Genomic DNA, 12598 nt, shown 5'->3' with positions numbered 1-12598 from the left:
GGGACCGACGTGGCGACGCCGGTCACGTCGTCCTGTGGCGCTGACGCTTTCGACCCCGTGACGAACGTCCTCACCTGCAACTTCGGACAGCTAGCGCCGGGAGCGGCGAACAAGCTGACGGTCACCGTCGTCTGGAAGGCGCCCGAGGGTGGGACGAAAGCCGGCTGCTTCGAGTGCCTGTCGGCCACCGGGACCTGGCTCATCAAGGAGGGAAAAGAGACCAACGGCAACGAGACGTTCGGGCTGACGAGGAAGGCCTCGCTGCTCGGTGTCAACGACACAGACGCGACGCTCAGCAACCGGAACCGCGCAGGCGGCTACGAGCTCAAGGGCTGTGCTGCGGGCGAGACGAACCTCAGCACGAATACAGCACTCGACGCGAAGAACAACCCCGTCGTCTCGTCCTTCTGCCTCCCGGCCTCGTTCGCTCCCGCCAGCGCCGCCGGCGGGGTCGCGAGCACGATCACCGAGCCCTCGGAGGGTGCGAACGTCGCTCGGCAATCGCTGATCTGCATCGCCGCGCCGGGTGCGAACTGCCCTGACGGCACCCCGGCGACCTTCGGCGACGAGTTCATCGTGTTCACGTTCAAGGTCGCGGACGCCGCGCTCCAGAGCCCGGGACAGCCCAAGTACACCATCACGCAGGTCTTCCACAACTCGACGACGAAGGCGCTCCCGCCGTGCAAGCCGCTCGACGCCGACAACACCGACCCCAACGGCTGCGTCGTCTCGATCGACCCGCCCAAGGGGCCGGGGATCAAGACCTGGACGATCGTCACCAAGGCGAAGACCAACGGGCCGTGGAGCTGGTGACCTAGCGAGAACGACTCACGTCGTCGTCTTCGGGGCGGCGTCGAGAGCCTCGATGCGGCGCAGGACGCCGCCGAGGATCACGACGCCGCCCTTTTCCTGCGCGAGGACCCGCGCGTCGTCGAACGCCAGCCGGGCTTCGTCGACGCGTCCACCGGCCGCCAGCGTCTCGCCGAGCGCGACGTGGCACTCGATCTGGTAGACGATCGCCTCGGTCGGGGCGAGGTAGGCGAGTGCCTCGCGCGCGATCCGCTCGCCGTCGGCAGCTGCGCCCTGCCGCGCGAGAATGCGTCCCCGGACATAGCGCCAGAGGCCCTGCGTCGCCACGTCGGCGTCGGTGGCCAGCTCGCGGCTGCGGTCGCAGAAGGCGCTCGCCTCCTCGAGCTCGTCGAGCTCGAGGAGCGTCTGGGCGAGGAACCCGGCGACTGTCGAGAGGACGTACCGCTCGCCGACGGCGTCGAGGGCGGCGTACGCGGCCCGGAGCTCCCGCTCCGCCGCCTCGAGGTCGCCCGCCAGTCGCTCGATGCTCGACGCCTCCATCCCGAGCCGCGCCTTCTCCATGTCGAGCCCGAGCTCGTCGAAGACCGTCCGTCCGCGCGCTGCGAGCGCGCGCGCGTGGTCGAACTCGCCCTGCATCGCATAGAGGGTGGCGAGCACCGACAGGACGATCCCTTCGGACTGCCGGTCGCCCGCGGTCAGCTCGATCGCGGCCTCGCAGCGCTCGATCGCCTCGTCGACGAGCGTCGGGCCGAGCGCGGCGGCGGCGGCGTACGTGGCCGTGGCGCGTCGCTCCTGGCGGACGTCGCCTGCCAGCTTCGCGTGCTCGATCGCGTGGCGCGAGGCTTCGGCCGCGTCGCCGAACCGACAGGCGATGCCCGCCAACCACGCGAGGAGGCGCCATGCCATCGCCAGGCCGGCTTCGTCGCCGGCGTCCCGGAAGACCTCGATCGTGCCGGCGATCTCCCGCTCGACCGCCGCGGGGTCCCAGCCCTCGTCACCCGTACGGAGGCGGACGAGCAGCTGCACGAGCCTCGCCCGTGCCGCAGCTGCCGGCGCGGTGCCCTCGTGCCCGATCGCCTCGTCGAGCACCGCGGTCGCAGCGTCGAAGCGCCCCATGAGCAGGAGTGCCTCGCCGTGCTCCGGGAGCAGGCGCAACCGCTGCGGGTGCGCCTCGGGAAGCAACGCGGCTGCCCGGCCGAGAAGTGTCGCCGCCGCCGGGACGTCCCCGCGGCCGAAGGCTCGGCGCCCCGCCGACGAGAGCCTACGGGAGGCGTCCTCTCCGATCGCGCGCCCGCGATCGTCGAGCGGCCCGAGCTCGGACAGGTAGGTCCATGCCTGCTCGAGGTGGTAGCCGAGGATCTCCTCGAACTCGACGCCGCGGTCACGGTTGACGCCGTCGGCCCAGACGACGAACCGCTCGTGGAGATCGGCTCGCGCCCGCTTCAGGATCCCCTCGTAGGCGGTGTCGCGGATCATGATGTGGTGGAAGCGATGAGCTCCGTCCTCACCGTCTTCGACCCGTTCGACGAGGTGCTTGTGCGTCAGCGTCGCCAGCTCGAGCGGGACACGCGGCGACACGTCGGGCGGCGCGAGCGCCGCGACGGCCGCCTCGGGGAAGACGTGGCCGACGACCGAGGCCGGCTCGATCACCGAGCGCTCGGCGTGCTCGAGCGTGTCGAGGCGTGACGCCAGGAGCGCCTGGATCGTCGGCGGCACGTGGAGCTCCGCGAGGTCGCTCGAGGCGACCCAGGTGCCGTCGCGCTGCTCGAGCGCGCCTTCGTCGGTGAGCATCCGAAGGAGCTGCTCGGCGAAGAGCGGATTTCCCTCCGCGGCGGCCACGATCCGCTCGAGCACGGCCGGCTCGAGCGACGCCCCGCCGAGCAGCGCCTCGATCATCGCCTTGCTGTTCGCGGCGTCGAGCGGGTCGAGGACGATCCGCGTCGCCCCCTCGCCCGAACCCCAGTCCGGCGCCTGCTCGAGTAGCTCCGGCCGGGTCGGACAGACCAGGAGGACGGGCGACTCGTCGATCGCCTGCACCAGGTGTTCGAGCAGCTCGAGCAAGGTCGGCTCCGCCCAGTGGACGTCCTGGACGACGAAGACGACCGGCCGCTCCGACGCAAGATGCTCGAGCAGCCGTCGCACGGCCCAGAAGAGCTCCTCGACGGGATACGGCTCGTCGGCGAGCCCGATCGCGGAGGAGAGGCGGCTCATGACGTCCTCGCCGGCCCCGCCCGCGAACGAGGCGAGCTTCTCGCGCGCCTCGTCGCCCCCGTCGTCGTTGACGATCCCGGATTGGGCCCGAACGGCCTCCGCGACCGGCCAGAACGTGATGCCGTCCCCGTAGGGCAGGCAGCGGCCCTCGAGCACCAGCGCGCGTTCGGACGCGCGCTCGAGGAACTCGGCAGTCAGGCGCGACTTCCCGACGCCGGCGTCGCCCACGATCGCCACGAGACGCGCCGAGCGGGTCGCAGCCGCCTCGTCGAGCGTCGCCGTGATCGCCTCGAGCTCGTGCTCGCGGCCGACGAGCGGCGCGCCGTGCCGGGCGTCGGCGTCCACCACCTCGTGGACGCGGACGAGGCGGTAGGCAGGGACCGGCTCGGACTTGCCCTTGAGCGCGAGCGGCTCGACCTCCTCGGCGTCGACGCTGTCCTGGACGAGCCGGTACGTCAGGCCGCCGAGCAGGACCTCGCGCTCGCCGGCAGCCTGCTCCAGGCGGGCGGCGACATTGACCGCGTCCCCTGTGACGAGCCGCTGGCCGGTCGCCGGGTCGCCGGCGACGACCTCCCCGGTGTTGACGCCGGTCCGGTTGGCGAGCTGCACGCCGTAGACGCGTTGCAGCTCGCCGTTCAGCTCCTCGAGTGCGGCTTGCATGCCCGCAGCGGCCCGGACCGCGCGCAGCGCGTCGTCCTCGTGCAGCCGTGGCAGCCCGAAGACCGCCATCACGGCGTCCCCGATGAACTTCTCGATCACGCCGCCGTGACGCTCGAGCTCGCCCCGCATGGCGTCGAAGTACCGCGTCATCACCTCCCGCAGCGCCTCGGAGTCGAGGGCCTCGCCGAGGCTCGTCGAGCCTTTGAGATCCGAGAAGACGATCGTCACGACCTTCCTCGTCTCCTGGGGAGGACGCGCCTCGGCCAGCTGCGTGCCGCACGCGAGGCAGAAGCGCGCGATATCGGGGTTTTCGACGCCGCAGGCCCCGCACACCTTCATGGGACGAGTCTACGAACCGCGCCCGCGCTGCTGGTCTTCGTTCACCACGTACTGCCAGAATGGCCCTGTGGCAGCCGACGCCGTTTCGCTGCTCGCGGACGCCGCCGAGCTCGAACGCCGGGACGAGGCGGTCGCGGAGAAGCTCGAGACCATCCGCTCGCTCGCCGACCGGGTCGGCGCCGTCCGCGCGCGAGCCGGGGAGGTGCGCACGGCGCTCGAGGGGCTCCCGCTCGAGCGTGACGAGCTGCGCCGGCGGCTCGACGAGGCGCACGCCGACGCGGCGCGGGCCCGAGAGGAGCTCGAGCGCGCAGAGGCGCGCGTCGCGGCTCTCGAGTCGTCGCGCCGGAAACGAGAGGACGAGCTCGACCGCGCGAGGCGGGAGCTCGGGACCGCAGGGGAGGCCGAGCGCGACGCCGAGTCCCGTCTCGCGCGGCTCCGAGAGCGCTCGACGGAGCTCGACACCCACGAGCAGGCGCTCGCGGGCGAGGGGGACGCGCTCGCGCGGGCCGCGGCCGAGATCGCGGCCGAGCTCAGGGCGAACGACCGCGTCACCGAGGCGGCAGGACGGGAGCCAGGGACGACACTCGACGAGCTCGACGACTGGGGCGGCCAGGTGCGCTCGGCGCTCTTCGTCGTGCGCGGCACGCTCGAGACCGAGCGCGAGCGGATCGTCGTCGAGGCGAACGCGCTCGGCTCCGCCGTGCTCGGAGAGCCGCTCGGCGCCTCGAGCGTCGCGCTCGTCCGCCGCCGGCTCGAGGAGCGGCTCAGCTGACCGTCAGAACGGGAACCTCGAGTCGCCCGGCCGACGGTCGAGCGCACCGCCTTCGCGACAGCTCGACGGCAGCGCATACGCCGCACGGATCACGTTGCGCTCGGCGAGGCGGCTCGAGAAGGCCGCGTCGAGCAGCCGCCGCGCCCGTCCCTCGTCCAGGCCCAGGCGCACGGCGAGCGGCCCGGCCGCCTGCAGCGCCAGACATTCGGTGACGCCCTCGCGGCGCTCGCCGCCGAGATGCACGGCCTCGTGGGCGAGCACGATGATCGAGTCGATCGTCCGCTCGTCGCTTCCTCGTCCTCGGAACGCAAGGTCGTACAGCCTGCGGCAAACGGTGGGGTCGAGGTAGGTGAGCCCGGACCGCGGGAAGGCGATGCCGAGTGTGTCGCTCCCAGCGCCGGTGAACGAGTAGCCGTCGTCGCAGCGGACGCGCACCGAGGCCCCGGCGATCCGCGCCGCCTCTGCCGTGAATCGCGTTTCGGCCTTGGCGCGGTCGTCGGAGGACAGCGCCTGCCAGGTCGCCGCCCGGTCGCTCCGCACGGCGAGCGCGACGACGATTGCGGCGAGCACGCCGCCGACGGCCCACGCCAGGCGTCGACGCGCGCGCTCGGGCCGCGCCGGCGGCGGCACGAAGCGGATGCCGTCGTCGTCCTCGACGAGCTCACCGAAGCCGAGGTCGGCGTCCTCGGGGCCGGGCGCGACGCGACGGCTCTCGTGCCTGGGCCGTTCGGTGCGTCCCCGGAGCACGAACTCGACCTCGGCTGCGAGGAGAATCACGATCGGGAGCCAGACGGGGATCCACGCGCGAAGGTCGTCGCTGAAGAGCCACGCCACGACGAACACGAGGGCCGCTGCTCGAATGGAGGACTGGAGCGTGCCGCGATCGAGCTCGTGCCGCATGGAGGAAGCGTACGAGTCGTGCTCCGCAAGTAGAGTCGCGCCGTGCCTGCGACGCTGATGGACGGCAAGGCCCTGGCCGAGCGGCTCCGCGGCGAGGTCACGCGCGAGATCGCGGCGCTCGGGCACGTCGGGCTCGCGACGGTGCTGGTCGGTGACGATCCGGCGTCCGACGTGTACATCCGGCTCAAGCAGCGCGCCGCGACGGAGGCGGGGATCGACGCACGCGACATCAGGCTCGATGCGTCGACGTCGGAGGACGAGGTTCTCGCGCTCGTCCACGACCTCAACGACGACGCGGAGATCGACGGCATCCTCGTCCAGCTGCCGCTGCCCTCGCAGATCGACGAGACGCGCGTCACCTACGCGGTCGCGCCGCACAAGGACGTCGACGGCTTCCACCCTGTCAACGCGGGAAACCTCTACCTCGGCACGCCGCTGCACGTTCCCGCGACACCCGCCGGCTGCATGGCGCTGCTCGCCGAGTACGGAGTCGATCCGAAGGGGAAGAACGCCGTCGTCATCGGGCGCAGCGAGATCGTCGGACGGCCCGCGGCGATGCTGCTCCTCCAGGCCCACGCGACGGTCACGATCTGTCACTCGCGCACGGCGGACCTCGCAGCGGAGGTGCGGCGGGCCGACATCGTCGTCGCCGCGGTCGGTGTGCCCGGAATCGTGACGGCCGACATGGTGAAACCGGGGGCCGCGATCCTCGACGTCGGGCTGACCAGGACGGAGGAGGGGATCCGGGGAGACGTCGACCCGGCCGTCGCCGACGTCGCGGGGCTCCTGACGCCGATGCCGGGAGGCACCGGGCCGATGACGATCGCGCTCCTGCTCGAGAGCGCCGTCAAGGCCGCTCGCTATCGCCGCGGGCTCCTTGCATACCCGACGCTCTGACGATACGTTGTCCGCCGTTCGTGTATCTCGCGTCGGCCCGCGCCGATGCTGTCCTCAGGAGGACGTTCGTTGTCTGTAGAGACGGGCACCGTCAAGTGGTTCTCGAACGAGAAGGGATTCGGGTTCATCGCACGCGAGGGCGGCGATGACGTCTTCGTCCACTTCTCGGCCATCAGCGGCGAGGGCTACAAGTCCCTGACGGAAGGCCAGAAGGTGGAGTTCGAGGTGGTGCAGGGGCCGAAGGGTGCCCAGGCCGCGAACGTCACGGCCGTGGCCTAAGACGAGGGAATCGTGGGTGCCAGGCTCGAGCCTGGCATCTACACAGCTATTCGTTCCGCGGCGGGCCCACGAGGGCCCGCCGCCGTCTTACGGGCTTCTGGAAGGATGGATCGACGTGGCGATCACGAGGGATCAGGTGCTGCACGTGGCGCGGCTGGCGCGCCTCGACCTCTCCGAGGCCGAGGTCGAGCAGCTGACCGGTGAGCTCGGCGCGATCCTCGACGCCGTCTCGAAGGTCTCGGAGCTCGACCTCGCGGATGTGCCGCCGACCTCCCATCCGCTCGACCTCGTGAACTCGTGGGCCGAGGACGAGCCGCACGACTCGCTGCCGCTCGAGGACGTGCTGCGGAACGCGCCCGCTTCGGAGCGCGACATGTTCCGGGTTCCGCCGACCGCATGACCACCGGCGTCGACACCCTGCGGCTGACCGCGGAGGACGCGCTCGGCCTCGTCGAGCGAGGCGAGGTCTCGGCCGAAGAGCTCCACGGTGCCTACCTCGACGCGATCGGCGAGCGCGATCCCGAGCTCCATGCATTCCTGCGCACCGTCGACGAGCCGGAGGGATCGAGCATTCCGATCGCGCTCAAGGACGTGATCTCGACCCGCGGCGTCGAGACGACGGCGGGCTCGAAGATCCTTTCGGGCTACGTGCCGGTGTTCGACGCGACCGTCGCCGCGCGCTGCAAGGCGGCCGGGCTGACGCTGCTCGGCAAGACGAACACCGACGAGTTCGCGATGGGCTCGTCGACGGAGAACTCGGCCTTCGGGCCGTCCCGCAACCCGTGGGACCCCTCGCGGGTGCCCGGCGGCTCGGGCGGCGGCACGGCTGCAGCGGTGAGCGGGGGACTCGCGCCGTGGGGCCTCGGCTCGGACACCGGGGGCTCGATCAAGCAGCCGTCGGCGCTCTGTGGGAACGTCGGCCTGCGCCCGACCTACGGGACCGTGTCGCGCTACGGCGTCGTGGCGTTCGCATCGAGCCTCGACCAGATCGGCCCGGTCGCGAAGACCGTGCGCGACGTCGCGCTGCTCTACCGGATCGTCTCCGGACGCGATCCGTGCGACTCGACGACGGTCGAGCTGCCGGCGCCCGTCGAGCTGCCCACCGCGGAGCGGCTCGACGGCTTGCGGATCGGAGTCCCCCGGCAGGCCGTCGCGCTCGAGGCGATCGAGCCCGGCGTGCGCTCGGCGTTCGAGGCGGCGCTCGTGCTCGCGGAGGAGCTCGGGGCGCACGTCGACGAGTGCGACCTGCCCCTCTCGTTCGAATACGGGCTGCCGTGCTACTACCTCATCGCGCCGGCCGAAGCGTCGTCGAACCTTGCGCGGTACGACGGCGTCCGTTACGGGCCGCGAAGCGAGGGGGAGACGTACCGCGACGCGGTCGAGCGGACCCGGGACGACGGCTTCGGGGCGGAGCCGAAGCGACGGATCATGCTCGGGACGTATGCGCTCTCCGCGGGCTACTACGACGCCTACTACGGTCAGGCGCAGAAGGTGCGGACGCTGATCGTGCGCGAGCACGCGACCGCGTTCGAGTCGTTCGACGTGCTCGCGACGCCCACGTCGCCGACGGTCGCCTTCCCGATCGGCGACAAGGCGGCCGACCCGCTCGCGATGTACGCGTGCGACCTCCTCACGATCCCCTCGTGCCTCGCCGGGCTGCCGGGTCTCAGCGTCCCGTGCGGGCTCTCGGAGGGTCTCCCGGTCGGGCTCCAGCTCGTCGGTCCGCAGTTCGCCGAGAACGCGCTCTTCCGCGCAGGGCATGCGCTCGAGCGGGCGCTCGGTCTCGATCTCGTTCCCGAGAGGCTGCGCACATGACGTGGGAGCCCGTGATCGGTCTCGAGATCCACGTCCAGCTGAAGACGCGGACGAAGATGTTCTGCCGCTGCCCGGTGGGGTTCGGCGCCGCGCCGAACACGCAGACGTGCCCCGTCTGCCTCGGCTTCCCGGGCGCCCTCCCGGTGCCCAATCGGACGGCGATCGAATGGGTGGTGAAGCTCGGCCTCGCGCTCGGCTGCGAGATCGCTCCGCGGGCCGTCTTCGCCCGCAAGAACTACTACTATCCCGATCTCCCCAAGGGCTATCAGATCTCCCAGTACGATCTTCCTTCTTGCATTGATGGCAATGTGATAGTACCGCTGCCAGATGGCGAGCATGCTGTAGGAATCGTCCGGGCCCACCTCGAGGAGGACGCGGCGAAGAACGTCCACGTCGGTGGCCGCACGGGGCGGATCGGCGGCGCGGAGTACACGCTCGTCGACTACAACCGGGGCGGCACGCCGCTCGTCGAGATCGTCACCGCGCCCGACATCCACTCCGCGGAGGAGGCGAAGCGGTTCCTCCAGCTCCTGCGGCAGACGATCGTCGAGCTCGGGATCTCGGACGCCGAGATGGAGAAGGGCACGCTGCGGGTCGACGCGAACGTCTCGGTCCGCCCGGCCGGCTCGGACGAGCTGCGGACGCGGTGCGAGATCAAGAACATGAACTCCTTCACCCACATCGCGCGCGGTATCGAGGCCGAGGTCGAGCGCCAGATCGCAGTCTGGGAGTCGGGTGGGGAGGTCGAGCAGCACACGTACGACTTCGACGTCGCGACCGGCACGCTGACGCCACGGCGCGCAAAGGAGGAGGCCGACGACTATCGCTACTTCCCGGAGCCCGACCTCGTGCCCGTCGAGCCGCCGGAGGACATCGTCGATCGGCTGCGGAGCGAGCTCCCCGAGCTGCCGGCCCAGCGGATCGGGCGGATCGGAGAGACGCTCGACCACGAGCGGGCGCTGGTCCTCGTCACAGGCGGGCTCGACCCGCTGTGGGAGGCGACCGTTGCCGCGGGCGCCGACGGCGTCGCGGCGAGCAACGTCATCGCGAATCAGCTGGTCGGTGCAGGCGTCGACCCCGGGGCAGTTGCCGCGAACGAGCTCGCGAAGCTCGTCGAGGCGCGCGATCGCATCCCGCGCTCGGCGTTCGACGAGGCGATCGGCCGGGTCGGCGAACCGGGGTTCTCCGCGGAGCCGTACGTCGCGCAGGAGGTCGTCTCCGACACGGCGGCGCTGGAGCCGGTGGTCGACGCGATTCTGGCCGCCAACCCCGGCCAGGTGGAGCAATACCGTGGAGGCAAGGACGGCCTACTCGGCTTCTTCGTCGGGCAGGTGATGAAGGAGACGAAGGGGCAGGCCGACCCGCGCGCGGTGAACGAGCTCGTGCGAGCGAAGCTCGCCGGCTGATGGACGCGGCGGCGACAGAGGGCTAACGTCGGCGCGGTGTCCGTCTCGGCCGACAGCGGGATCAGCCTCGAGGAGCTCCGGCTCGCGGCGCGGAACCACGCGATGCCGCTCGAGGCGCTTCGCTGGCCGATCACGCCTGCGGGGCTCCATTACCTGCTGATCCACTACGACGTCCCGCTCGTCGAGCCGGGGTCGTTCCGGCTCGAAGTGGGCGGCGCGGTCGGGCAGACGCTGTCGCTCTCGCTCGACGAGCTTCGCGCGCGGCCGTCGGTCGAGGTTGCCGTGACGATGGAGTGCGCGGGCAACGGCCGCGCGCTGCTCGAGCCGCGTCCGATCAGCCAGCCATGGCTGACGGAGGCTGTGGGGACGGCCCGCTGGCGCGGTGTTCCGCTCGCAGCGCTCCTCGACGAGGTGGAGCCCGCTGCCAGCGCGGCCGACGTCGTGTTCGGCGGGCTCGACCGCGGGGTCGAGGCCGAGGTCGAGCAGCGCTACGAGCGCAGCCTGCCGCTCGCGGAGGCGCGCGGTGCGGGCTGCGTGCTCGCGTACGAGATGAACAGTGCGCCGCTCCTCCCGCAACATGGTTTCCCGTTGCGGCTCGTGGTTCCGGGCTGGTACGGAATGACGAACGTCAAGTGGCTCTCCTCGATCACCGTGACCGAGGAGCCGTTCGCCGGCTACCAGGTCGCGCACGCCTACCGGTTCCGCCGGAGCGAGGACGAGGAGGGTCGCCCTGTCACCCGGATGCGTCCCCGGTCGCTGATGGCGCCGCCCGGAATCCCGGATTTCTTCACGCGGGACCGGGTGGTCGCAGGCGGTGCACCCGTGGTGCTCGAGGGTCGCGCGTGGTCGGGAAAGGCTCCGATCGTTCGGGTGGAGGTGAGCGACGACGCCGGCGCGAGCTGGGCCGAGGGAGACCTCGTCCACGACCTGCGGGATCCGTTCGCCTGGTCGGGCTGGAGCTTCCGCTGGGAGCCGGCGAGCCCCGGCCCGTACACGCTGTGCTGCCGCGCGACCGACGGCACGGGCGAGGCACAACCGCTCGAGCCTGAATGGAACCTGGGCGGCTACGAGAACAACGCCGTCCAGCGCGTCCCGGTCGTCGTTCGCTGACATCCGACCCGCCGGTCGAGACGGCTGCGTGCGGGGCGGTTGGCGCCAGATCGGCCTCAGAGACCGATTCCTGTCAAGGGGGAAACGGTGCTGACTTCGTGCCGACTTCTCCACAAGCCGCAATCCCGCTCTTCATCCGGATTCTCCCGGTTCCATTCACAACCGCCCGATGCCGGCGGCGTAAGCGACCGACCCCCTCGATCCCGCCCTGGCCACTTCGACGGCGGCTCCGCCGGCTGTGGATGAGATGGCACGCATTCGGCACTGCTGAACTCTCGACGACAATCAGCCTCTGAGGCGGGTCTCCGCGAGCCGCCGGCGCGTGCGCTGGCATGATCCTCGGACGTGGGACGCCGCGCGCTTGCCTGGGCACTCGTGACGCCGGTCGCGGCGACGGGCGTCCTTGCGGCCCACGCGCTCGCCTACCGCCTCACCGGAACGCCGACGGGCGCCGTTCACGCGTACCTCGATCACGCCCCGCAGGTCGTCGCCGTGCTCGCGACCGTCGCGCTCGTCGGGCTTGCGCTGCAGGACCGAAGCCTCACGTCGGCTTCCATCTGGTGGTTCGCGCCGCTCGCTCCGCTCGGGTTCGCCGCCCAGGAGCACGTGGAAGGGCTCGCGCACACCGGTCATGTGCCATGGCTCCTCACGACCCCGACCTTCTTGCTCGGCCTCGTCCTCCAGATCCCCGTCGCCTTGCTCTGCGCCGTCGTCGTGCGTCGCGTCACGGGGATGCTGACCGCCACCAGGGCGCGGTCCGCCTCGGCGGGTGGCGCATGGCTCCCGCTGTCAGCGAGTCCGATGCTCGTCCCCGAGACAGCAGCCCCGCCGCGCCCGAGCGGCCGCGACCCGCCCGCTCTCCTCGCGACGTAGCCTGCCCCCGCGCGCCCCGAGTGCGCGCACGACGAGGAGAACCCGATGAGAGTCCCAGTCATGCTGGTCGCAGTCGTCGCGGGCGCGCTCGCGCTCTCCGGCTGCGGCGGCGACACGGCCGCCAGCCCCGAGACAGCCACCGAGCCGACCACGACGGAAGCGGCCACGAGCACCACCACGACGACGACCACCGCCCCGACCACCACGACAGCGGCCCCGAGGACGAGGACGATCACGGTCGTCGTCAAGGGTGGCCGGCCGCAAGGCGGCATCCAGCGGCCGACGCTCGACAAGGGCGAGAAGGTGGTGCTGGTCGTCAAGACCGACGCCGGCGAGGCGGTGCACCTCCACGGCTACAACATCGAGAAGCCCGTGACGCCCGGGACCCCCTTGCGGATTCCCTTCACGGCGGAGCTCCCCGGCCGGTTCGAGCTCGAGCTCCACCACCCGGACGTGGTGCTCGCCGTCCTGGAGGTCAAGCCCTGACCCTTCCACGGCCGGACGTCGTCGCGCACGGGATCGGGGG

The 12598-nt window shown here is 71.5% G+C and carries 12 protein-coding genes; 10 read left to right on the top strand and 2 right to left on the bottom strand.

From position 1 onward, the window contains the following. A partial coding sequence (locus VNM44_RS07745) for a hypothetical protein (RefSeq protein WP_325624580.1) occupies positions 1 to 813 on the top strand: 813 nt, incomplete at its 5' end. A gap of 15 nt (positions 814 to 828) precedes the next feature. On the opposite strand, the gene VNM44_RS07740 is transcribed toward VNM44_RS07745, so the two are convergent. Further along, positions 829 to 4020, bottom strand: coding sequence for an AAA family ATPase (locus VNM44_RS07740; RefSeq protein WP_325624574.1), 3192 nt, complete (start codon positions 4018 to 4020; stop codon positions 829 to 831). A gap of 67 nt (positions 4021 to 4087) precedes the next feature. On the opposite strand from VNM44_RS07740, the gene VNM44_RS07735 reads away from it, so the two are divergent. Further along, a complete protein-coding gene (locus VNM44_RS07735) occupies positions 4088 to 4792 on the top strand; it encodes a hypothetical protein (protein WP_325624572.1) in 705 nt (234 codons plus the stop codon). Positions 4793 to 4795: 3 nt separating this feature from the next. On the opposite strand, the gene VNM44_RS07730 is transcribed toward VNM44_RS07735, so the two are convergent. Beyond that, the gene (locus VNM44_RS07730; RefSeq protein WP_325624568.1) at positions 4796 to 5692 is read right to left on the bottom strand and encodes a hypothetical protein; all 897 of its coding nucleotides are present in this window, start codon (positions 5690 to 5692) and stop codon (positions 4796 to 4798) included. Between the two features lie 42 nt (positions 5693 to 5734). Between VNM44_RS07730 and VNM44_RS07725 the strand changes: the two genes are divergently transcribed. From VNM44_RS07725 to VNM44_RS07690, 8 genes are all read left to right on the top strand, one after another. Further along, the gene (locus tag VNM44_RS07725; protein WP_325624566.1) at positions 5735 to 6589 is read left to right on the top strand and encodes a bifunctional 5,10-methylenetetrahydrofolate dehydrogenase/5,10-methenyltetrahydrofolate cyclohydrolase; all 855 of its coding nucleotides are present in this window, start codon (positions 5735 to 5737) and stop codon (positions 6587 to 6589) included. Between the two features lie 69 nt (positions 6590 to 6658). After that, a complete protein-coding gene (locus VNM44_RS07720) occupies positions 6659 to 6868 on the top strand; it encodes a cold-shock protein (RefSeq protein WP_325624564.1) in 210 nt (69 codons plus the stop codon). Between the two features lie 115 nt (positions 6869 to 6983). Further along, positions 6984 to 7268, top strand: a complete 285-nt coding sequence (gatC, locus tag VNM44_RS07715) for an Asp-tRNA(Asn)/Glu-tRNA(Gln) amidotransferase subunit GatC (RefSeq protein WP_325624560.1) — start codon at positions 6984 to 6986, stop codon at positions 7266 to 7268. Then, positions 7265 to 8683, top strand: coding sequence for an Asp-tRNA(Asn)/Glu-tRNA(Gln) amidotransferase subunit GatA (gene gatA / locus VNM44_RS07710; RefSeq protein WP_325624557.1), 1419 nt, complete (start codon positions 7265 to 7267; stop codon positions 8681 to 8683). The genes gatC and gatA overlap by 4 nt, the downstream gene beginning before the upstream one ends. Next, positions 8680 to 10089, top strand: coding sequence for an Asp-tRNA(Asn)/Glu-tRNA(Gln) amidotransferase subunit GatB (gene gatB, locus VNM44_RS07705; protein WP_325624555.1), 1410 nt, complete (start codon positions 8680 to 8682; stop codon positions 10087 to 10089). Before gatA ends, gatB begins: the two co-directional genes overlap by 4 nt. A gap of 36 nt (positions 10090 to 10125) precedes the next feature. Beyond that, positions 10126 to 11199, top strand: a complete 1074-nt coding sequence (locus VNM44_RS07700; RefSeq protein WP_325624553.1) for a sulfite oxidase — start codon at positions 10126 to 10128, stop codon at positions 11197 to 11199. 345 nt (positions 11200 to 11544) lie between these two features. After that, a complete protein-coding gene (locus VNM44_RS07695; protein WP_325624551.1) occupies positions 11545 to 12072 on the top strand; it encodes a hypothetical protein in 528 nt (175 codons plus the stop codon). A gap of 45 nt (positions 12073 to 12117) precedes the next feature. Next, positions 12118 to 12558, top strand: coding sequence for a hypothetical protein (locus VNM44_RS07690; protein ID WP_325624549.1), 441 nt, complete (start codon positions 12118 to 12120; stop codon positions 12556 to 12558). The last annotated feature ends 40 nt before the right edge of the window (positions 12559 to 12598 follow it).

The sequence above is a fragment of the Gaiella sp. genome (assembly GCF_035558935.1).
Classification (GTDB): Bacteria; Actinomycetota; Thermoleophilia; order Gaiellales; family Gaiellaceae; genus Gaiella.
This window is presented reverse-complemented; position numbering and strand designations above follow the sequence as displayed.

Bases quoted from the DNA above. Each gene is read 5' to 3' on its own strand.
- VNM44_RS07740 (WP_325624574.1), bottom strand. From the start codon at position 4,020: ATGAAGGTGTGCGGGGCCTGCGGCGTCGAAAACCCCGATATCGCGCGC.
- VNM44_RS07730 (WP_325624568.1), bottom strand. From the start codon at position 5,692: ATGCGGCACGAGCTCGATCGCGGCACGCTCCAGTCCTCCATTCGAGCA.
- gatA (WP_325624557.1), top strand. From the start codon at position 7,265: ATGACCACCGGCGTCGACACCCTGCGGCTGACCGCGGAGGACGCGCTC.
- gatB (WP_325624555.1), top strand. From the start codon at position 8,680: ATGACGTGGGAGCCCGTGATCGGTCTCGAGATCCACGTCCAGCTGAAG.
- VNM44_RS07690 (WP_325624549.1), top strand. From the start codon at position 12,118: ATGAGAGTCCCAGTCATGCTGGTCGCAGTCGTCGCGGGCGCGCTCGCG.